This window comes from Bartonella sp. bp_1 (assembly GCF_055808085.1).
On record NZ_CM147851.1, the window covers coordinates 923983 to 945378 of the forward strand.

The 21396-nt window shown below is 43.9% G+C and carries 18 protein-coding genes and 1 tRNA gene; 11 read left to right on the forward strand and 8 right to left on the reverse strand.

The window, feature by feature from the left end; genetic code table 11:
* Nucleotides 1–64: 64 nt before the first annotated feature.
* Complete coding sequence (locus tag ACYZ97_RS04570) at nt 65–691, forward strand: DUF922 domain-containing Zn-dependent protease (RefSeq protein WP_473300294.1); 627 nt, start codon at nt 65–67, stop codon at nt 689–691.
* Here the strand turns inward: ACYZ97_RS04570 and ACYZ97_RS04575 are convergent.
* Entirely contained in the window at nt 688–1011 is a 324-nt protein-coding gene (locus ACYZ97_RS04575; protein WP_473300295.1) for a 2Fe-2S iron-sulfur cluster-binding protein, read from the reverse strand. The two genes, ACYZ97_RS04570 and ACYZ97_RS04575, sit on opposite strands and share 4 nt — an antisense overlap.
* A 208-nt stretch (nt 1012–1219) precedes the next feature.
* Between ACYZ97_RS04575 and ACYZ97_RS04580 the strand changes: the two genes are divergently transcribed.
* Nucleotides 1220–5248, forward strand: coding sequence for an apolipoprotein A-IV repeat region-like domain-containing protein (locus tag ACYZ97_RS04580; protein ID WP_473300296.1), 4029 nt, complete (start codon nt 1220–1222; stop codon nt 5246–5248).
* Nucleotides 5249–5296: 48 nt separating this feature from the next.
* Here the strand turns inward: ACYZ97_RS04580 and ACYZ97_RS04585 are convergent, their stop codons facing one another.
* Genes ACYZ97_RS04585 through ACYZ97_RS04600 form a run of 4 tightly spaced genes read right to left on the reverse strand, consistent with a single transcriptional unit; the run spans nt 5297 to nt 8893 of the window.
* Nucleotides 5297–5902 (reverse strand): ABC-type transport auxiliary lipoprotein family protein, encoded by a 606-nt coding sequence (locus tag ACYZ97_RS04585; protein WP_473300297.1) that lies wholly within the window; start codon nt 5900–5902, stop codon nt 5297–5299.
* Nucleotides 5902–6867 carry an MlaD family protein gene (locus ACYZ97_RS04590; RefSeq protein WP_473300298.1) on the reverse strand — a complete coding sequence of 322 codons (966 nt, stop codon included), beginning with the start codon at nt 6865–6867 and terminating at the stop codon, nt 5902–5904. Before ACYZ97_RS04590 ends, ACYZ97_RS04585 begins: the two co-directional genes overlap by 1 nt.
* Before the next feature lie 21 nt (nt 6868–6888).
* Nucleotides 6889–7713 carry an ABC transporter ATP-binding protein gene (locus tag ACYZ97_RS04595; RefSeq protein WP_473300299.1) on the reverse strand — a complete coding sequence of 275 codons (825 nt, stop codon included), beginning with the start codon at nt 7711–7713 and terminating at the stop codon, nt 6889–6891.
* 10 nt (nt 7714–7723) lie between these two features.
* Nucleotides 7724–8893, reverse strand: coding sequence for an MlaE family lipid ABC transporter permease subunit (locus ACYZ97_RS04600; protein ID WP_473300300.1), 1170 nt, complete (start codon nt 8891–8893; stop codon nt 7724–7726).
* Nucleotides 8894–9287: 394 nt separating this feature from the next.
* On the opposite strand from ACYZ97_RS04600, the gene ACYZ97_RS04605 reads away from it, so the two are divergent.
* The 6 genes from ACYZ97_RS04605 (at nt 9288) to ACYZ97_RS04630 (ending at nt 16637) form a co-directional block, all read left to right on the forward strand.
* Nucleotides 9288–11633 carry an NADP-dependent malic enzyme gene (locus ACYZ97_RS04605; protein WP_473300301.1) on the forward strand — a complete coding sequence of 782 codons (2346 nt, stop codon included), beginning with the start codon at nt 9288–9290 and terminating at the stop codon, nt 11631–11633.
* Between the two features lie 193 nt (nt 11634–11826).
* Complete coding sequence (locus ACYZ97_RS04610) at nt 11827–12111, forward strand: acyl carrier protein (protein WP_473300302.1); 285 nt, start codon at nt 11827–11829, stop codon at nt 12109–12111.
* An 11-nt stretch (nt 12112–12122) separates the two neighbouring features.
* Nucleotides 12123–13298: a beta-ketoacyl-ACP synthase gene (locus tag ACYZ97_RS04615; protein ID WP_473300303.1), complete on the forward strand. Its 1176-nt coding sequence runs from the start codon at nt 12123–12125 to the stop codon at nt 13296–13298.
* Nucleotides 13299–13308: 10 nt separating this feature from the next.
* Nucleotides 13309–14586 (forward strand): beta-ketoacyl-ACP synthase, encoded by a 1278-nt coding sequence (locus tag ACYZ97_RS04620; protein ID WP_473300304.1) that lies wholly within the window; start codon nt 13309–13311, stop codon nt 14584–14586.
* A 57-nt stretch (nt 14587–14643) separates the two neighbouring features.
* The gene (locus ACYZ97_RS04625) at nt 14644–15672 is read left to right on the forward strand and encodes a zinc-binding dehydrogenase (RefSeq protein WP_473300633.1); all 1029 of its coding nucleotides are present in this window, start codon (nt 14644–14646) and stop codon (nt 15670–15672) included.
* Nucleotides 15669–16637 carry a lipid A biosynthesis lauroyl acyltransferase gene (locus ACYZ97_RS04630; protein ID WP_473300305.1) on the forward strand — a complete coding sequence of 323 codons (969 nt, stop codon included), beginning with the start codon at nt 15669–15671 and terminating at the stop codon, nt 16635–16637. The genes ACYZ97_RS04625 and ACYZ97_RS04630 overlap by 4 nt, the downstream gene beginning before the upstream one ends.
* Nucleotides 16638–16756: 119 nt before the next feature.
* Here ACYZ97_RS04630 and galE read toward each other — a convergent pair whose 3' ends face one another.
* Nucleotides 16757–17764 carry a UDP-glucose 4-epimerase GalE gene (gene galE / locus ACYZ97_RS04635; RefSeq protein WP_473300306.1) on the reverse strand — a complete coding sequence of 336 codons (1008 nt, stop codon included), beginning with the start codon at nt 17762–17764 and terminating at the stop codon, nt 16757–16759.
* Between the two features lie 151 nt (nt 17765–17915).
* Here galE and mazG point away from each other — a divergent pair, with 151 nt between their 5' ends.
* Complete coding sequence (mazG, locus tag ACYZ97_RS04640) at nt 17916–18704, forward strand: nucleoside triphosphate pyrophosphohydrolase (RefSeq protein WP_473300634.1); 789 nt, start codon at nt 17916–17918, stop codon at nt 18702–18704.
* Nucleotides 18705–18708: 4 nt separating this feature from the next.
* Here the strand turns inward: mazG and sufA are convergent, their stop codons facing one another.
* Nucleotides 18709–19089, reverse strand: a complete 381-nt coding sequence (gene sufA / locus ACYZ97_RS04645) for a Fe-S cluster assembly scaffold SufA (protein WP_473300635.1) — start codon at nt 19087–19089, stop codon at nt 18709–18711.
* Nucleotides 19090–19236: 147 nt separating this feature from the next.
* Between sufA and ACYZ97_RS04650 the strand changes: the two genes are divergently transcribed.
* Together ACYZ97_RS04650 and ACYZ97_RS04655 are read left to right on the forward strand one after the other, a co-directional pair.
* Nucleotides 19237–19641: a c-type cytochrome gene (locus ACYZ97_RS04650; RefSeq protein ID WP_473300307.1), complete on the forward strand. Its 405-nt coding sequence runs from the start codon at nt 19237–19239 to the stop codon at nt 19639–19641.
* A 94-nt stretch (nt 19642–19735) separates the two neighbouring features.
* Nucleotides 19736–19812: transfer RNA gene (locus ACYZ97_RS04655), tRNA-Pro, on the forward strand.
* Between the two features lie 93 nt (nt 19813–19905).
* Here the strand turns inward: ACYZ97_RS04655 and ACYZ97_RS04660 are convergent.
* On the reverse strand, nt 19906–21360 hold the full coding sequence (locus tag ACYZ97_RS04660) for a glutamate synthase subunit beta (protein WP_473300308.1): 1455 nt from the start codon (nt 21358–21360) through the stop codon (nt 19906–19908).
* Between the last annotated feature and the right edge of the window lie 36 nt (nt 21361–21396).

The following is a 21396-nucleotide window of genomic DNA, read 5'->3' on the forward strand; positions in this document are numbered from 1 at the left end:
TTTGGAATGAAATTGCAACGCAAACATACCAATAGTGAAAAAAGACTACAATTCGGGATTTGATATGAATTCAATTATTTTTCGTCTTATTGCCATTGGCGTTGCTTTGGTTGCTTTATCCGTGCAGGCCCATGCTGCTAAAATATACAAAAAGTATCATTATTATACGATTTCAGGCAGAACTGCCGCTGAATTGGACCATTCACTTACCCGAAACGGGCCGTATCTAAAAAGCACAGGAAGCCACCATCCCGGAGCTACCGAACTTCGCTTTGATCCTCATGTCGAGATACAACAAGAGGGACGTTATTGTAAGGTCAAAGCTGTCCGTGTTGATATACAAGCAGATATCAAAATACCTAAATGGAAACAGCGCTCAATAACAAAGTCAAAGGAACTGGCTCTAATATGGGATGTTTTGTCGCGCGATATCAAACGACATGAAGAAAGTCATGTTGTCATTGCACGCGAACATGCCAGTAAAATTGAGAGACATATCCGCTCTCTGCCCTATCGCAAAGATTGTACGCGATTAAAGCAGGACATTGATCTTACTGCGATGAAAATATTAGCGCATCATGATGAAGCCCAGAAACGTTTTGATCAGATTGAGGCTAAAAATTTTGAACGCCGTTTTACACGTTTGCTAGTCTACCGATTGCAGAACTTAAACCCAAAACCAAAAAGTTAGCCTTGTTTTGCCGGTACATTGATAACAATACCATCAAGCGCTTCTGTCATAATGATCTGGCAAGCAAGACGTGAATTTTCGTTGATATCAAAGGCAAAATCCAACATGTCCAACTCCATCATTGTTGGAGCCGGCAATAGGTTCCGCCACACGCTATCAATATGGACATGGCAAGTTGCACATGAACATGCCCCGCCACATTCGGCAAGAATGCCTTTGATATGATTGGTGACGGCATTTTCCATAATTGATACACCTATCTGTGCATCAACAGTTTTTCTTGTTTTATCCTGTTCGGACACAAACTCAATAAAGTACATTAAAAAAAACACCTAATTAATTGATATAAAATGTTTTTACAAAGAAATAGATGGGCGGTCGATTGGCGCGTTAACTTTATCTTCAAACTCTCGCCACTTTGACCCGGAATATATTCCTTTCTAAAAGATTAACAGTTAAGATAAGAACATAAGTTCTGACAATTTATAATTCCGATTGTCTACATATATCGTAAAGCATGAGGCGAAAATGGCACGTAGAACCAAGGAACAAAAGATCGAGCTCGAGGTCGAAGAAGCGCTTGAAGAAGCGTTGGACTTTGACTTTGATGACACGTCCCTCGGCTTGTCTGACGATATAAATACTGAAAATCTGATTGATCTTGACGATTTGGCACAGCAAATTGCCATGGCAACCGAAGAGACTGCCGTTGAAGGTGCCCAGCAATTTGACAATGCAGTAAATGCAACTGTTGTGGATGAATCTGTCGCAGCCGAACTATTTAACAAACAACCGGCTGCCGCTCCGGCTTCGACAGTTGGTGGAACCGTTCGCGATTCAATGGTTACCATGCCATTGCGTCCAGCCAATGATGACCGCACAACAAAGTTGCATACAACATCAATTAAACAGAAACTGTCTAAGACATATCGCAATACAACAGCCTTGAGTGTTCTGTGGGCTGCGGGTGGTGCTGCTGTTGCCTCCGCCCTTTCCTCGACCTCGTTGGCATCCTTGAGCGGTATTGGCACCTTTTTGTCATCTCCTGTCGGTGTAGGTGTTGCTGCAGGAACAGCTGTTCCTATTATGATGTTCTGGGGCTTTGCGCAGCTTTACAAGCGTGCAGCAGAACTGAAATCCATGATGAGCGCAATTAGCGATGCTGCTCAAAATTTGGGTAACCCACGGACATCTGACGAAGCAGAAATCGTACGCATGGGCGCAACTGTCCGCCAAGAAGTTGCTGCGATGAGCGAAGGAATTGAAAGAACATTATCGCGCGCAGCTGAGCTTGAAGCAATTGTTCAGGGAGAAGTTAATAATCTCGAACGTGCTTATTCTGAGAATGAAGCGCGAATTCATGGCCTAATCCGTGAACTTACCAATGAGCGTGAAGCGATTTTGGGGCATGCAGATCGTGTAAAAACAACAATTCGCAATACACAAAATCAACTCACAGAAGAATTTGGCTCTGTTACTGCCAACATGGCCTCAAATGTCAATGCTATGGCTAGCACCCTTTCAGACACACTGAATGAGAGCGGTAATCAATTGGTTGAACGATTGAATAATGTTGGTGAAAATGTGACGCAGTCTTTAGCTCAACGCGTCGAAGAGTCGACTTCTAACATAGAATCACAAAATCGCACGCTCTTTGACAAGTTTGATGAGCGGTTGCTTTCTGTGCAAACGTCTATTGCTGAAAGCAATGATCGTTTGAATAATTCGCTTTCCGTATCTCTTGAAGATATAGAACAAAAAGCATTAAATGTTGCCGACAAGCTGGGTGCAAGCGCGGAGCAGGCCCTATCTTCTTTTGAGAGTACTTTTTCTAAGATTGATGATGCTATTGTTGATCGTAGCAACCAATCTATAGCAGCTTTTGAAGAAAAGATTACCCAGCTGGGGCAACGTTCTGATGACTTGAGCGCTCATTTTGATGTGGCCACAACTCAGGCGATAGAGAATTTTGAAAACCGACTGAAGGAAATGGATTCATCCCTCGGGGAGAAGAGCAATTCAATCATTCATTCTTTCATTGCACGTGCACAATCCCTTGAAGGTAACACAGAAAAACTCGGACAAGTTCTTGAAGACTGCGCCAAGCAAATCAACGAAACGCTTAAAGAACGCACACGTGATATTGCAAACACATTCACAGATGGGCGCAATGAATTTGTGAATCTTGTCGATGAAACTAAGTCCAAACTTAAAGATGACATTCAAGAAGTCGGCGGTGCATTGTCACAGGTCTTTGAAAATAACGTTAGCAAACATATGGATACCTTCAATCAATGCAATGATGCGTTGAACGATGTAATGAAAAATCAAGCAAATGTTCTGGAAGAGCGTGTCGAGCGTATACGTGATTTAATTTCTCAAGGCGATCTACAATTTGGCGATGCGTTGACTAAGCAGGCAGAAATTGTCGATAAGGCTGTTGCGGAAAACAGTGCAATGCTCAAGGAAACTTTTGCCACTCATCTTGTTTCCTTTAAACAGCTTGAGACAACGTTTAGTGAACAGACATCTGTCCTTGAAGAACGCACGGCTACAATGCAGAAAGCGCTTGAAACAGGTGTTGATAATGTGCGTACTACATTAGAGACAGGCGCTATCAACCTTGCCCAAAAACTGCGCGAACGCATTAGTGAGGCGACAGGAAGCTTTAAGACAGAAGCCCAAAAGGCTGATGAGGTTATTATTCAAATTGAAGGCAAGCTTGGTAAGGTTGTAAGTGAATTTGAAAGCAATATTGCACGTGCCAATATTTCAATTGAGACAGGCAGCGATCGTATCGCTGGCGAAATCCAGTCTCGTTTGACAGATGTTTCTGATGCTATGACCAGACATGCAGAAGATGCAAGTCGTATGATTGTATCAGCCGGTGAACATGTTACCAATTCTGTTATAGATGCAGCGTCAGTCATCGAGCAGCGCCTTGCCGACCGTGCAGAGGTTCTTCAACAAACCGTTCAACAGATTGATACTGACTTGAGCGGCAAAGTAGAGCATATTGGCCAGAGATTGGTTGAAATCAATCAGACGAATGGTGATCAATTATATAATCATGTGCAACAAATTGGTTCTCTTGCAGAAAACCTTAATCAGGCTGCTGCCCAAACAACACAAAGTCTTGGAACGATGGCCGAACAGTTTGGCGCACAGTTGACCAGTGCCGCCCAACAGGCACAAGAGCGATTGAATGCTGAAAATGAAGCTTTAATGTCGGCTTTCAGTCAGCGTGCAGATGAAACCATCAATGCAGTTAATGCAGTAAATGGCAGCCTTAATGAAAATGTAGGGCATGTATTAATACAGATTGAGCAATCGCTCGGTAATATACAAAATAGTACACAGCATCTTTTGTCTGGGGTTCAGGATGTTGACGGACGCTTTAGCGAGGCCGCCAATATTTTCTATCAAAATGTCGGACAAGCCTCTGAAAGCCTTACTTCATCCAGCAATTTATTAAATAGCAACATTCAAGCTTTACAGGGGGTATCGGAGTATACATTATCACAACTAGGCCAGATCACTCAGCATTTTAATGAACATGCGCAAGCTCTTAACAGCGCTGCCCATCTTATTGATAATACACAGAATAGTTTTCACGAAACGATCCAACAGCGTGAACAATCCCTCCAAATGCTGACACAAGCTCTTTCAGAAAAATCATCTGAGATTTCCAATGTCATCAGTCATTATGAGCAGATGATCACGCAGGCATTAGCAACAACACAAGAGAATACACTTCAGTCGACCTCCGAAATCGAAAATACGCTTGGCGGTCTGGTAAGTGATGCAGTGCAACGCTTTACAAATGCAACCAATCAAATTCGTCACTCTGCCGATGAAATTCGCAATGAATTGGCTCGCACATCTAATGATATCAATGCTAGCGTTCGTACATTACCAGCTCAGGCCCGCGAATCGGCGGAAGCCGTTCGCCGTGCAGTCAGCGAACAAGTCAAGGCGTTGAAGGAATTGACCGGTATTGTTGAAAAGTCAGGTCGTTTGAGCGATTTAGCACAGCCAAGCAAAGCAACGATGTCAACACCACAATTCACAGCTGCGACACCGATTCTATCAAGGCCGTTAACGGACAATCAGGCTGAGCGTTCCGGTGGTTGGGTATCGGATTTATTGGCTCGTGCTTCACGCGACGATCTTGATGATCGTAGGCCTGTTCAGGCAGTACGTACACCGGCACATGTGGTTGAAACATTAAATTCGTTGTCCGTAGACATTGTTCGTGCCATCGATCATGCTGCTGCTGTCGATTTGTGGGATCATTACAAGCGTGGGCAACGTAATATCTATACCCAGCGTCTTTACACCCTGACAGGACAACACACATTTGAAAAAATCAAGCATAAGTATGCTGTTGATGGTGAATTCCGTCGTTCTGTTAATGATTATATTGCAGACTTTGAGAAGCTTCTTCGTGATATTTCTCAAAACGGTAATGGCCGTGCGGCAGTTCGTAATTATCTTACTTCAGATACCGGCAAAGTTTATACAATGCTTGCCCATGCCAGCGGGCGTATCCAATAAAAAAGGGAGCAATTTGCTCCCTTTTTTATTATCCTGAAAATACTTTTATTACAGAATGCTAAGCGCCCACCCCACCATTTCGATGGTAACCTTTTCAAAAGCTTTGTTAATTGCATCCGTATAACGGTTATTCCCCTGCCCTGTAACAACTTGTTGGGCCTGAAATATATGGGAAGAACGAATACTACCGTTACGGTCGTCCATAATTTTCACAGCGATTTCTACCTTGGCTACACGCTGCCCATTCATTATCTGGACACCGAATGTCCGAATATCTGATAGTACCTGATAATTAATAGCTAGTCCTTCACCCGGACGTCCGACGCCAGCAAGCTGCCCTGTATTTTCAAAGGCCTGTACAAAACGTGCTTGTACTAGATTCGGTAATCTATCTCCCCATTGTGCACCTTTAAGATATTCAATCGATGCTGTTGAGCCACCAATGACAATATCCTGTCCATCAAGAGCTTTGACAGCCGTTGGCACAGCAACAAGAATCTGTATGTTCCTATGATGTGTTTTGGTATCTGTACGCACGGTAGAAGCAGTCAGATCAAAGGTATCTCTTGGCGTTGTCGATGCACAACCGGCAAGCATAATTGGCAATGATATAACAGTCAGTTTAATAGCATTGGAAACCATACGTTTATCCATTATCGTCTTGTCCTTCCGTCATATTGCGGAACAGACCCACTTCCACCCCAAATAATACGTTGAGGATTCCTCTCAAGATCACTTAAAGCCCGTTCTATACGTTCAATCGAGCGGCGGCTATCTGTTACAACAGCCTCTATATTGTTGAGCCCTTGTCCTGAAAAGCGTTCTAGATTGCTAGCAATCGGACCGATATGGGCATTCAATGTATCTGTTGTTTTCTGGATAGAGCGCAATGTCTCCTGTGCTTGAACAACGATACTATTACGATTATCCGGAGATAACATATCATCCAGCTTATCCATAATCCCTTGAACGCGAAGAGATGCGGTATTCAGACGTCCCATCATCTCTTTGGTCTCGCCAACAATTTGTTGTAAATCTTCACGATTGTTTGCAAGAGTCTGAGTGAATGCATTGGTATTTTTAACTGTATCTGTCAAAGGTCCACGTACGTCTTTGATGAAGCCTTCCAGCTCACCGATAGCAGTATTGGCACGAGCAAAAATATCCTGAGCCGTTGCTAAAAGATTATTAAATGTCGATGGATCCGCATCGATGCGTGCAACAGCATTGTCATGCTCGGCTTCATCAAGAAGATTACTTTCATGGAGCGATCCCCCCTTTAACTCAATGAAAGCCAATCCTGTCAGACCTTGGAACCCCAATGTCGCTTCAGTTGAGCGGGTGATTGGCGTCGAACCTAATATTTCAGTTTTTGCAATCACCATATTCGGATTGGATTCATCTAATACCAAACGACGTACTGTCCCAACACGAATACCATTAAAGAAAACCTGACTGCTTTCAGCTAGCCCTGTAACAGAACCGGGGATACGTACATCCAGTGGTTTCAGGTTACTTGATTCCCCCAAACGGGATATAAAAAAGACAATACAAAAGGCAGCAATAATTACAGCAACAGTAAAGATTCCGACCAAAACATAATTTGCTTTTGTTTCCATCCTTAACCTACCGTCTACCCATTAATTCTCATTATCATTTCTATTTATAGCCGATACATTAATATGGCGTGCACGCTTGCCTTGAAAATATGATTTAACCCAAGGATCATTTGCCTTTAGCATATCCTCTATAGTTCCCTCAACCTTTACACGCTTGTCACCTAAAACAGCAATGCGACTACATATTGCATAAAGGCTATCAAGATCATGAGTAACCATATAGACTGTTAACCCCATTGTATCACTTAAATCTGCAATCAATTCATCAAACTCGGCCGCACCAATAGGATCAAGCCCGGATGTCGGCTCATCTAGGAAAACAACGTCAGGATCAAGAGCGAGCGCACGAGCCAGAGCTGCACGTTTAATCATGCCACCTGATAGTTCTGATGGAAATTTTTCTGCGGTGTCAGGATCTAGCCCTACCAGTTCAATCTTCAAACGCGCCAATTCATTCATAAGTCGCGGTGAAAGATCAAGATATTCACGCATAGGCACCTGAATATTTTCAAGAACATTGAGCGCTGAAAACAAGGCTCCATGCTGAAATAGAACACCCATTCGCATATCAATACCGATTTTTTCAGCGTCACTGACACGGTCAATATTATGACCAAAAATTTCAATTTGCCCCGATTTTTTTTTATTAAGGCCCAAAATAGTGCGCATCAAAACAGATTTACCGGCCCCTGAAGGCCCGATAAAACCTAAAATTTCACCACGATGGATATCAAGATTAAGACCATCCAATACTTTTTTATTGCCAAATTGAACCGTTACATCACGAACTGAAATAACAATATCGTCCACATTCTTTTTGATAACGCTTAAAGGTGTCTTTTTCATTCTCTCATCTTTAAAAGTTGATCGCGGCATAAAAGATAGCAAAGAATCCATCGATCACAATAACGATAAATATGGACTTTACGACCGATGATGTGACGCGTTGGCCAAGCGATTCAGCACTACCACCAACTTTCAAGCCTTCAACAGAGGCTATAATTCCAATAATCAAAGCCATAAAGGGAGCTTTGATGAGACCGGCGAAATAGGTGGTTAGCCATACAGCGTCGTTAAGACGATTCAAAAAAGCATCAAAGCCTATATTGGAATAAAGTTTAGCAACGACAGCAGCACCAATAAGAGCAGCCAAATCTGCAACAACTGTCAAAAGCGGCAAAACAATTGCCAAAGCAACCAATCGTGGAAAAACCAATACACCAATTGGGTTGAGGCCGATGACAGTCAGCGCATCAGTCTCTTCGCGCATTTTCATAGAGCCGATTTCAGCAGTAATCGCACTTCCTGAGCGTCCGGCAATCATAATTGCTGTTAACAACACGCCTAATTCTCGAAAAACCAATATGCCAACCAGATCGACAACAAAGAGTTCCGCGCCAAAATAGCGGAGCTGAAAAGCGCCTTGTTGAGCTATAATAGCTCCCACAATAAAAGACATGAGAATGATGATTGGAATTGCCCCAACCCCCATTCTATCCATCTGGGTAACAAGGGCAGGAAGGCTGATTCCTGCATTTTTGCCAGCCTTCATTTGGGCGCCACGTATTGTTGCGCCTAAAATATGCATGGCCAAAATAAAATCTTGCCCCATACCAACAGTAAAACGACCTATTAAATCGGTGCATTGAATATAGAAGGGAAGTTTTTCAAGACGACTATCAGGGTCAAAGCGGCCAACACTTTCTCCCACTGTTTTAAGGAGAGACTTCCACGAAGTTTTTACGCCATCTACCGCAACATCAAGGCCACGTGCGCGTAAAGTTCCAGCTAAGCGCTCAATAAGCCATGCGCCTGCTGTATCCATGATATCAATGCTACTAATGTCTATTCTGACACGATTGCCATTATAGGTTTCAATCTTACGTATTTCATCATCAACAAATCGAACCGTATGGGTATTCCAATAACCGGTTAGACGAATCAACAATGTATCATCAGCCGTTTCCTGATGGATGACAGGAAAAAGACTGCCCTCTTCCTTATTGTTTTCTTCATCATATGACATTCTCTACCTATCAGATTCGGGCATTATGTAATTATCGCTCGCGCAAATTAAGAGAGTGTTAACCGCATAACTACTTTGAAACTTAACGGCTTATAACACATTGCTCTATTGGGTTTCATTACATTTATTTTACTGCGACTTTAATAAATATATTCTAAAATCACTCGACAATACCTTGCTATTATGTGACTCTGTCCATGCAGCTATTTCAGATCATAAATAAAAACATAGAAATTCTGCATAAAACGATATTGGAGATTATCTGCTCTTTCAAAAAAGGGATTGGTGATGTCATAACATTTTTATCTTCAGAGCAGGCAAGCCACAAACTTGCTATTATCTGATTGTTGATCATGACCTCTTATCGCGTATTTTAAATAACTGGGATTTTCTAATGGCACAGAACAAACAAAAAAATAGCGCATCAAGTGAACTTGAAGAAGCAGCACTTTTCTATCATCAGTATCCGACTCCCGGCAAACTTGAAATTCAAGCGACAACACCATTAGGAAACCAACGGGACTTGGCTCTTGCCTATTCCCCAGGCGTTGCGGCCCCTTGTTTAGCAATCCACGAAAATCCGGCGCTGGCGGCTCGATATACATCACGCGCTAATCTTGTCGGCGTCATCTCCAATGGAACAGCCGTTTTAGGGCTTGGCAATATAGGTCCTCTGGCTTCCAAGCCTGTCATGGAGGGTAAAGCCGTTCTTTTTAAGAAATTTGCTAATATCGATGTTTTCGATATTGAAATTGACGCATTGGATATCGACCATATGGTGACCAGTATCGGTGCGTTGGAACCCACATTCGGCGGAATCAATCTTGAAGATATCAAGGCACCGGAATGCTTTGAAGTTGAAGAGAAGTTGCGCGCTTCAATGAAAATTCCTGTTTTTCATGATGATCAGCACGGCACAGCTATTATTGTCGCTGCCGGTATTCTAAACGGCATTGATCTTGCTGGAAAAAAACTCGAAAAAGCCAAAATAGTGACGTCTGGCGCGGGTGCAGCCGCCCTTGCCTGCCTCAATCTTCTTGTTAAATTAGGCGCAAAACGTGAAAACATCTGGGTAACAGATATTGAAGGCGTGGTCTATGAAGGCCGTGAATCACTCATGGATCGCTGGAAATCGGTTTATGCGCAAAAAACCGATTCTCGGACATTGGCTGAAGTCATTGATGGAGCTGATGTTTTTCTTGGCCTTTCAGCTGGCGGCGTACTCAAGCGCGAATTGCTTGAAAAAATGGCCCCTAAACCGATCATTATGGCTTTGGCCAATCCAACACCGGAAATAATGCCTGAAGAAGCTCGTGCTGTCAGACCTGATGCGATGATTTGTACAGGCCGTTCAGACTTCCCCAATCAGGTCAATAACGTCATCTGTTTCCCTTATATTTTCCGTGGTGCGCTTGATGTCGGGGCAACAGCGATTAATGAAGAAATGAAAATGGCTGCCGTTCACGCAATTGCAGCTTTGGCCCGTGAAGAAACATCTGATGTTGTTGCCAAAGCCTATTCGGGTGAAAGCGTAAAATTTGGTCCTGAATATCTTATCCCCTCTCCTTTTGATCCCCGTCTTATCCTGCGAATAGCGCCAGCGGTTGCAAAGGCCGCTATGGATACGGGAGTCGCCGAGCGTCCACTCGATGATATGGAAAATTACCTTGATCGCCTGAACCGTTTTGTTTTCCGTTCAGGCATGATTATGAAACCTGTTATATCGGCTGCCCGTGATTCAAAGCGAAAGCGCGTCATTTATTCAGATGGTGAAGATGAACGCATCTTGCGGGCAGCGCAAATTGTTTTGGAAGATAAAACAGCAACGCCTATTCTTATAGGACGTCCGCCTGTTGTTCTGTCACGACTTGAACGTTTTGGATTGAAAATTAGACCAGGCGTTGATTTTGAATTGATCAATCCCGAGGATGATCCGCGCTATCGTCATTATGTTGATTTATTTCTGCATTATACTGGCAGACGTGGTGTTACTCCTGAAGTTGCTAAAACAATCGTTCGCACCTCGACAACAGCGATTGCAGCTTTAGCTATGATGCGCGACGAAGCCGATGCCATGATTTGTGGCCTAGGGGGGCGTTTTGAACGCAACTTGCAGCTGGTTGAGCAGATTATCGGCATAGCCCCCAACGTCAGTCATTTTTCCGCCTTGAGTCTACTTATTTCACAACGTGGAACACTGTTCTTGACTGACACTTATGTGAATGTTGATCCAAGCGCGGAAGAAATTGTCAATATGACAGTGCTTGCCGCCCGTGAAATCAAGGGGTTTGGCATCGAACCCAAGGTTGCACTGCTCTCACACTCCAATTTTGGTTCAAAAGATACAGCAAGCGCAAAAAAAATGCGCTTGGCAGCCAATATACTGGCTGAGCGTTATCCGGAAATTGAAAGTGATGGCGAAATGCATGGGGATGCCGCTCTTTCGCAATTGCTGCGTGAACGTTCATTACCGGATAGTCGACTTACAGGAGAGGCCAACCTGTTGGTTTTCCCTAATCTTGATGCAGCCAATATTACCTTGAATGTCGTCAAGCAGATAACAGATTCCTTGCATGTAGGCCCGATCTTGCTAGGTCCAACACGCCCTGCCCACATTTTAACGCCATCGGTTACATCTCGTGGTGTTGTCAATATGACGGCTCTTGCCGTTCTGGAAGCCAACAGGAAATCTCTGCAAAGAACTGATTCGTCAAATCCCGCCACAAAGGCAAAAAGATAAGCCTATCAATGAGGCTTGAATAAAAGAGACCGCTTCAGCAGTAACTTTTAAAGGTTACCTTAAGACTATCAACAAAGAGAAGCGCCGTTTTCGGCGCTTTTTGTCGATTAAGCCTTTTTTTTAACGGCAAAAACCATTAGATAGGTGCTCATATGCGTTATCAGAGGCGCACACAAAAATAAGGAATAGTGAATTGTCTTCTACATTTGATAGAGTTGCCGACATCATTGCTGAAACCAGCGAAATTGATCGTGACACCATTACACCTGAAAGCCATACGATTGACGATCTTGGTATTGATAGTCTCGATTTTCTCGATATCGTCTTTGCAATTGACAAAGCTTTTGGCATCAAAATCCCGCTTGAACAGTGGACACAGGAAGTCAACGAAGGCAAAGTTGCTACAGACGAATATTTCGTACTGAAAAACCTTTGTGCAAAAATTGACGAACTCGTTGCTGCAAAATCAGCTGGTTGAGTTACGCTTACATGCAAAAAAAATCGGTTGTCATAACAGGTATTGGTATTCTTTCATCTTTAGGTGAAGGCGTTGATGTGCATTGGAATGCCTTGAATGAGAGGAAGCAGCCTATCCTTAACACACAGGATTTTGCACCTTACATCGTGCATCCTTTGTGTGAAGTGGATTGGAACGCACAAATACCAAAACGTAGTGACCAGCGGCAAATGGAAGCTTGGCAACGTATAGGCACCTATGCAGCCGGCCTGGCGCTTGATGACGCCGGCATGAAAGGAAATGAAGCGCTCACATCGACAATGGATATGATTGTAGCTGCTGGCGGTGGAGAGCGTGATATCGATGTCGATACGCAGATATTGGCCAAAGCACGTGAAACAAGTGATCGGGGCACAATGTTGAACACAATGTTATCAACAGAACTGCGTCCCACATTGTTTCTTGCCCAATTGTCGAATTTGCTGGCCGGCAACATTTCAATTGTTCATAAAGTTACGGGGTCATCTCGTACCTTTATGGGTGAAGAAGCGTCTGGTATTGCAGCATTGGATGTTGCTGTAAAACGTATTGCAGCCGGTCAAAGTACCCATGCATTGATTGGTGGTTCCTATAATAGTAGCCATTTTGATATGCTTTTAGGGCAAGAGCTTAACAGACTGCTGAAAAATGACGGTTGGGCTCCTGTTTGGGAGCGTGATACATCGTCTCCTTCAGGCCTGATTACCGGGTCTGGTGGTGTTTTTCTGGTGCTTGAAAATGCTGAGCATGCTAAAGCACGTAACGCAAAAATCTATGCCGAAATTCATTCCGTTCTGGCAGAGCAGACCAATAGACAGCATAAGCCACTTGGCAAAACAATCGCTACTATGCTTGATACAATCAAAAAAGATGAAGACCTTTTTCTTGTATCTTCAGCTTCGGGTGTCAGCGTTCCGACAGTAGAAGAAAAGAACATACTTGATAAAACCGGAATCCATTATCGCGCGATGAGTACGCTCCTTGGCCATATGCGCGAAGCACAGTTTCCTTTTGCCGTTGCTTTGGCTGCAATTGCGCTTAAAAATAAATGCGCCTTTAGCCCGTTGAGTAAAGATGAAACAGCTTTGGAAAATCCCATCCATTCTGCGATTGTCAGCGGTATAGGTATTCATCGTGGCGAAGGATTTGCACGTTTAACCGCAATTTGAGGACGAAACCATGACCAATTTTAAAGACCATCTTGGCCGTCCTGTAGTCGCTATTACCGGCGCAGGTGTTGTGTCATCGCTGGGACAAGGCAAAGATGAAAACTGGAAGAAACTGACAAGCGGTATCAGCGGCATCCATAAAATCACACGTTTTCCCGTTGAAACACTGGCAACACGTATTGCTGGCACGGTTGATTTTCTTGATGAGAGCAACAAAGGTGCTTCCGCATTATCAGAAAAATTAGCCCGTTTGTCGGCAGAAGAAGCGCTTGAGCAGTCTGGTTTTAACAAAACAGATTTTGGTGGTCCGTTATTTTTAGCCGCGCCACCTGTCGAATTAGACTGGAAAGCACGATTTGCTTTGGCCGATGAAGCAGCCGCCCTTGGCGAGGCAAGTTACAGCCATTTATTGCAAACTTGTCATCAAACATCACATGAAGCTTTTTTCAACACAACCCAATTCGGTTATATTGCAGAACGTCTTCAAGACAGTTTTGGTACAAAAGGCCTGCCTGTTACTCTCTCGACGGCTTGTGCCTCGGGGGCAACAGCCATCCAACTTGGTGTTGAGGCCATTCGTCGTGGTGAAACCGATCGTGCACTGACGATAGGCACAGACGGCTCTGTTTCGGCTGAAGCCTTAATTAGGTTTTCATTGCTTTCTGCTTTGTCGACCCAGAATGAACCTCCTGAAAAGGCAGCCAAACCATTTGCACGTGGACGTGATGGTTTTGTTATGGCTGAAGGCTCTGGCGCACTGGTTCTTGAATCTTTGGAAAGTGCAGTAAAACGAGGCGCTCAAATATTGGGTATCTTGGCAGGTTGTGGCGAGACAGCGGATGATTTTCATCGTACCCGTTCAAAACCCGATGCTTCTCCAGCAATTGGTTCGGTCAAGGCCGCATTGGCTGACGCTGGTCTTGATATTGACGGAATTGATTATATCAATGCCCATGGTACATCCACACCTGAAAATGAAAAAATGGAATATCTGGCCTTGTCATCGGTTTTTGGCAGCAACCTTGAACATATTCCAGTATCTTCAAACAAGTCGATGATTGGGCATACCTTGACGGCGGCGGGTGCTATTGAAGCTGTATTTTCGTTGCTTACAATCCACACCGGAATTTTGCCCCCAACCATCAATTATGACGAGCCCGACCCGACAATTCCGCTTGATGTTGTTCCCAATGTCAGCCGTCAGGCTGAAGTTGCTTCTGTTCTATCCAACTCCTTTGGATTTGGCGGGCAAAATAGCAGCCTTGTCATTCGGGCATTTAAAGGTTAATTCCGACATTCAACATACAGCTTTGGCTGTCATTGAAACCCGAGCAAAGGAAATATGATGCGCGCACTCCAGCTCCTTGATGATCGTCGTCTTGAAGTGACTGATATTGCACCGCCGCCACCACCCGGTCCCGGTGAGGTAACTGTCAAAATCAAGGCGGTCGCTTTAAATCATATCGATGTATGGGGATGGCGCGGTATGGCTTTTGCCAAACGAAAAATGCCACTTGTTATCGGTGCAGAAGCGTCGGGTGAGGTTTCAGCAATTGGCTCTGGCGTCGGAAATTTACAAGAAGGCCAAATTGTTTCTATTTATGGTGCACGCACCTGCGGAATCTGTCGGGCTTGTCGGGAAGGACGGGATAATCTCTGTACACATGTTGGTGGTGTCCATGGTTTCCATCTTGATGGTTTTGCCTGCGAAGCGGTTAATCTCCCTGCCCGTCTATTGGTTCCAGCGCCTCCCGCTTGTGATGCCATCGGGGCAGCTGTTGCACCGGTTACCTTTGGTACTGTTGAACACATGCTCTTTGATAATGCAAAGTTGCAGCCGGGCGAAACTATTCTAGTTCAAGCTGGAGGCTCAGGTATCGGTACCGCAGCAATCCAGTTGGCAAAAAAAATGGGATGTACAGTTATTACAACAGTTGGTGCGGACAACAAGATTGAAAAGGCTAAAGCATTAGGTGCCGATCATGTTATCAATTATCGTGAAGACCGTTTTGAGGGTGTCGTTCGCAAACTGACAAAGAAAAAAGGTGTTGATGTCGTTTTCGAGCATGTCGGAGCCGACACGTGGGCTGGATCCATGCTTTGTCTTAAGAGAGGTGGCCGTCTGGTTACTTGCGGTTCTACATCAGGTGTATCAACATCCATGAACTTGATGCAGCTCTTTCAACAACAGCTAAAAATTTTTGGTTCTTTTGGTTGTCGAATGGAAAATATGGCCAATGCTATGCAGAAAATGGCAGAAGGTATTGTTGAACCGGTTATTGATACAATTGTTGGTTTTGACGAAATTGATAAAGCTTTGTCCCGCATGGAAGGACGCGATGTCTTTGGAAAGATCATCCTAAGAATTGATTGATGTTTAAGCTTCGCCTAAAATTGTTCCTCTATCGTCTGACCAGTAAGCTAAAAGACTGGTGGGATTGGTTGTGGGCCCATGTTGTTGCTTGGATTTTGGCACTCATGCGTTTTTTTCCCGCACATGCAGGTATTTCATTCTTTGCTTGGCTTGCCCGTACAGTTGGCCCTTTCATGCCAAGACATCAGATCGCCTTGGAAAACTTGCGGCTTTCCTATCCCGAAAAAGATGACGCCGAAATAAAAAAGATAGCTCGCCAAATGTGGGATAATATGGGGCGTCTTTTTGCAGAATATGTCTTTCTTGACAAGATATTCGACTTTGATCCTGATGCAAGTGAACCCGGTCTTATTGAAGTCGATGGCATTGAAATATTCCTGCGTCTTCGCGACGAGAAAAAGCCACATATCTTTTTTACCGCCCATACGGGCAATTTCGAATTGCTGCCAATTTGTGCCGCAACCTTTGATCTCAATGTGACCGCTTTATTTCGTCCTCCTAATAATCCTTATATTGCCAAAAGGGTTTTGCGCAGGCGCCGTACAGCCATGGGGCATCTTGTTCCTTCAAAAGCCGGATCGGCATGGGTGTTGGCTGGTAAACTCGCCGAGGGCGAGAATGTGGGTATGCTGGTTGATCAGAAATATCGTCAGGGTGTATTAGGAACTTTTTTTGAACGGCCAGTTAAAACCAACCCACTCTTGGCAAAGCTTGCACGTCAATATGACTGCGATGTGTATCCTGCTCGCTGTATCCGTTTGCCTGGAGGGCGTTATCGTCTAGAGCTTTATGAACGTATGGAGCTTCCTCGCGATAAAGAAGGTAATATTGATATTAGTGCAACGGCGCAAAAACTCAATGATACCGTTGAAACATGGGTGCGTGAATATCCGGATCAATGGATGTGGTTCCATAAACGTTGGCTTGATAAGGATCCCCGCTGGATAAAACGCCTTAATCGGTAAGCCCCCCCAAAAAAAACTATCAGTGCATTGAATGCCTCGATAACAGTGGCCGTCCCCGTTTTTTCGCAATAATTTATCTTTTAAAACATCATAGGCGCTAATTATAATTTTTTGATATTCTATTGGTAGCCATCCGGATTTTTTATCTGAAAATTCCACATGTCCTTGCACATGTCTTCAAGACTACGTTCGGCCCTCCACCCCAGCTTTTTATAGGCTGTTTCGGGATTAGCATAAAATTCAGCAATATCACCGGCACGGCGAGGCGCAACCTCATATGCTATCGGCCGATTTGAAACATGCTCGAACTCCCGTATCACTTCCATGACACTACGTCCCTGCCCACAACCGAGATTAATTACATCACAACCGGGCTTATCAAGCTTCTCAAGCGCCATAAGATGCCCAAGTGCGAGATCTTCGACATGAATATAGTCACGAACCCCTGTTCCATCACGTGTATTATAATCGTTACCCCAGATCATTAGCTTTTCCCGACGTCCAGAAGCAACCTGCGCAATGATAGGCATCAGATTATTGGGAATACCTTTAGGGTCTTCCCCTATCAGACCACTTTCATGAGCACCAACCGGATTGAAATAACGTAAAATCGAAATAGCCCAATCAGGTTCTGCAGCAACAAGATCTTGCAACATATTTTCAACGACAAGCTTCGTACGACCATAGACACTCTCCGGCGCCAATGGATGATCTTCATCATAAGGAAGATAGACAGGATTGCCATATACTGTAGCTGTCGAAGAAAAAACTAGCTTCTTGATACCACTTGAGCGCATGGCCTGAAGAAGACGCAAAGAACCTATAACATTACAATCATAATATGTAAGCGGCTTTTCTGCTGATTCTCCAACAGCTTTCAATCCGGCAAAATGGATAACCGCCTCACAATGATGACGATCGAAAACCATTTCTAAAAAACTACGATCACGCACATCACCTGATTCATTAAAAACATCTCGACCAGTGATTAAAGAAATTCTTTTGAGAACCTCTGGATGGCTGTTATCAAAATTATCGACAACAACAACATCATGCCCTGCATTTAAAAGCGCAACACAGGTATGAGAACCTATATAACCAGCACCACCAGTAACAAGTATTTTCATTTCAATATCCAATTGGAAAAAACGAATTGACCTGTTATGCGGGAAGATGATGATTAAAACAAGATTGAAGCATGGCATGGATATACAATCACAACCACTTTATAGGAAAAAAATGGAAGCCTCCCGTGACATCAACCGACTGATTGAAATCATGCAATCCCTTCGCGATCCTCAATCGGGCTGCCCATGGGATATCAAACAGACTTTTGAGACGATTATGCCCTATACGATCGAAGAGGTATATGAGGTTGCCGACGCCATCAATCGCCAAAATTCATATGATTTTTGTGAAGAGCTTGGTGATCTTTTGTTACAGATTATCTTTCATGCGCGTATGGCTGAAGAAAAAAACATGTTTGATTTTGGCGATATTGTAAAAGCCATCACGACAAAAATGATCCGCCGTCACCCCCATGTTTTTGGCTCGGAAGAACAAAAAAAACGCGGATTACAAAAAGGAGACTGGGAACAGATAAAAGCAATAGAAAAAGAGGAACGCCGGCAAATACAAGATTATGATACGCTATCGCAACATCCAGAAGAGCGCTATCTGGATAGTGTACGCTCCTCCCTGCCGCCTTATATAGAAGCAATCAAATTGCAAGCCAAAGCCGCTGAAGTTGGATTTGACTGGAAACAAGCCAAACCTATTTTTAATAAGCTTGATGAGGAGATCGACGAACTGAAATGTGCGATTTCGGAGCAAGATAAAAATGCAATCGAATCAGAGTTTGGTGATGTACTATTTACAATTTTGAATTTGTCTCGCAGACTCGAAATTTCAGCAGAACAAGCTTTAGCCAAAACAAACAAGAAATTTCGGAATCGCTTTTCCTATATCGAGAGCGAGCTTATGAAAGATGGAAAAAAACTTTCTTCTACAACACTGGAAGAAATGGAAAGACTATGGAATAAGGCAAAGTCCTTACAAAACAAATAAATAATCAATTTGCTTTACTTAGGACATCAACTTTCTCAGCTGAAACAGGAACTATTTCAACGGACTCGCCACAACCACAAGCTGAAGTCTGGTTGGGATTATTGAATATAAACCCGGTGCGTAATGTCGTCACCTCAAAGTCCATTTGGGTACCAAGTAAAAAAAGAACTGCTTGCCGCTCAACATAAACACGCGCTCCATCCTGCTCAACACAATCCGCATTTTGTGGCTCTTCTTTCGCAAGCTCGATCGTGTACTCCATTCCGGCACAGCCACCTTTCTTGACACCAATTATGAGACCAATAGAATCACTATTGGATGCTATAATCTCTTTGATGCGATCCACTGCGGCATCGGTCAGGGTCATAACAGAAAATCTTGCCATATTTTTATCTTTCAAAATGAGACACTTGATATGGGAATTCACACCCAGTCCGTAAAGGGGCCAATAGCAGCTCTTTGAATCAATACAAATATCATATATCGATATTATCCAATCTAACAATCTATTTACTCATCGTGGAAGCTTTTTATGAACTTGCTGCGCATAATTCTGATCTTTTCTTTCTTGCCTGCCTTTTTGCCGGTTACAGCATCGATTGCTCAGAATGTCGACCAAGGGAAAAAAGTATTCAATCGCTGCATTGCTTGCCATTTTGCCGACCAAGATCGTAATAAGGTTGGCCCTAGCCTCAAAAATTTAATGGGGCGCAAAGCGGGAAGCGTAGAAGGCTACTATTATTCACCCGCCATGATCGAAGCCGGCAAAGATGGACTTATATGGACAAAAGAAACGCTAAAACAATATTTGCATAATCCGCGCGCTATGGTTCCTGGCACAAAAATGGCCTCCATAAGAATTAACAACGATGAGGATATTGACGCCTTAATTGAGTATCTTAATTCTGTAGCGGATTCCACACCACAAAACCAATAATCGAAGTCATTAGATTGGCTTTTTGTAATAATTTAAAAAAAAGACAATTTTTGCTTGAACCTTCACGCACAAGCCTATAGGGATTTCAACGGCTCGGAGCGTAGCGCAGCCCGGTAGCGCACTTGACTGGGGGTCAAGGGGTCGTGGGTTCGAATCCCGCCGCTCCGACCATTTTTTATAATAAAATACCAATTTCAATGTTCGTATGAAAAAGGTGGCACATCAGCGCCACCTATAATCCATAACAGATATATCAATACGCGATTAACGTGGAAGAACGGTTTCACCCATCAGGAATTTATCAATAGCATGGGCAGCTTGTCGCCCTTCACGAATAGCCCACACCACCAAAGACTGCCCCCGACGAACATCACCCGCTGCAAAAAACTTATCGATATTGGTCTTATAGTCCTGATCATTGGCCGTTACAGAACGGCTTCCTCGACGATCTGTCGATAATACCAGCTTGTTGCCAAGTTCCTTGCAAACACCTGTTTCAAAAGGACCGGCAAAACCAATTGCAATAAAAGCAAGATCCGCCCGGATAAAAAATTCAGTACCGACAATAGGCTGACGTTTCTCATCTACATGACAACATTTTACATGAGTCAATTCATCTTCCTCAGCAATGAATTCGAGGGTGGCAACCTGAAACTCACGCTCGGCCCCTTCTGCTTGACTGGTCGATACACGCATTTTTGTTGCCCAGTAAGGCCAAACACTCAACTTATCTTCCTTTTCAGGTGGCTGTGGGCGAATATCAAGCTGTGTAACCTTAACCGCCCCTTGCCTAAAGGCTGTTCCAACACAGTCAGAAGCAGTATCGCCACCTCCAACAACAACAACGTGTTTGCCATCGGCAATGATTGCAGGCGACGGCCAGCCGACAGATTCAATATTTTCACGACCAAGACGCCGGTTCTGCTGCACAAGGTAATGCATCGCATCATAGACGCCCGGTAAATCCGAGCCAGGGATTGTTGAGGCACGCGGTGTTTCAGAACCGCCGCAATAAAGCACCGCATCATACTCTTTTAAGAGCGCTTGAACACTTTTATCAACGCCAACATTGACACCACAATAGAACGTCACCCCTTCACCCTCCATCTGGGCGATACGGCGATCAATTAGGTGCTTTTCCATTTTAAAATCTGGAATCCCATAACGTAACAAACCGCCAGCACGGCTTTCCCGTTCATAAACATCAACATTATGTCCAACACGCGCCAATTGCTGGGCCGCAGCCATGCCTGCAGGTCCCGATCCAATGATGGCAATTTTTTTACCGGTTTTATGAGCTGATGGTTGCGGCTCTATAAAACCACCCTCAGCTGCTTTATCTGCTAATGTCTGTTCGATTGTCTTGATTGTAACCGGTACATCCTCAAGATTGAGTGTACAGGCTTCCTCGCATGGTGCCGGACAAATGCGACCGGTAAATTCGGGGAAGTTATTGGTCGAAAACAAATTGCGGATCGCTTCATCCCAATTGCCATTATAGACCAAATCATTCCAGTCAGGTATCTGGTTGTTAACAGGACAACCGGTTGATCCATGACAATATGGAATACCGCAATCCATACAACGTGCGGCTTGTTTACGTACTTCATCCTCATTCAAAGGAATAGCAAATTCCCTGAAATGCCTGATACGATCAGATGCCGGCTGATACTTTAGTGATTGCCGATCAATTTCCAAAAAACCTGTAACTTTACCCATTTTACCAATCCGTATTTATAACCCGTATCAAAACAG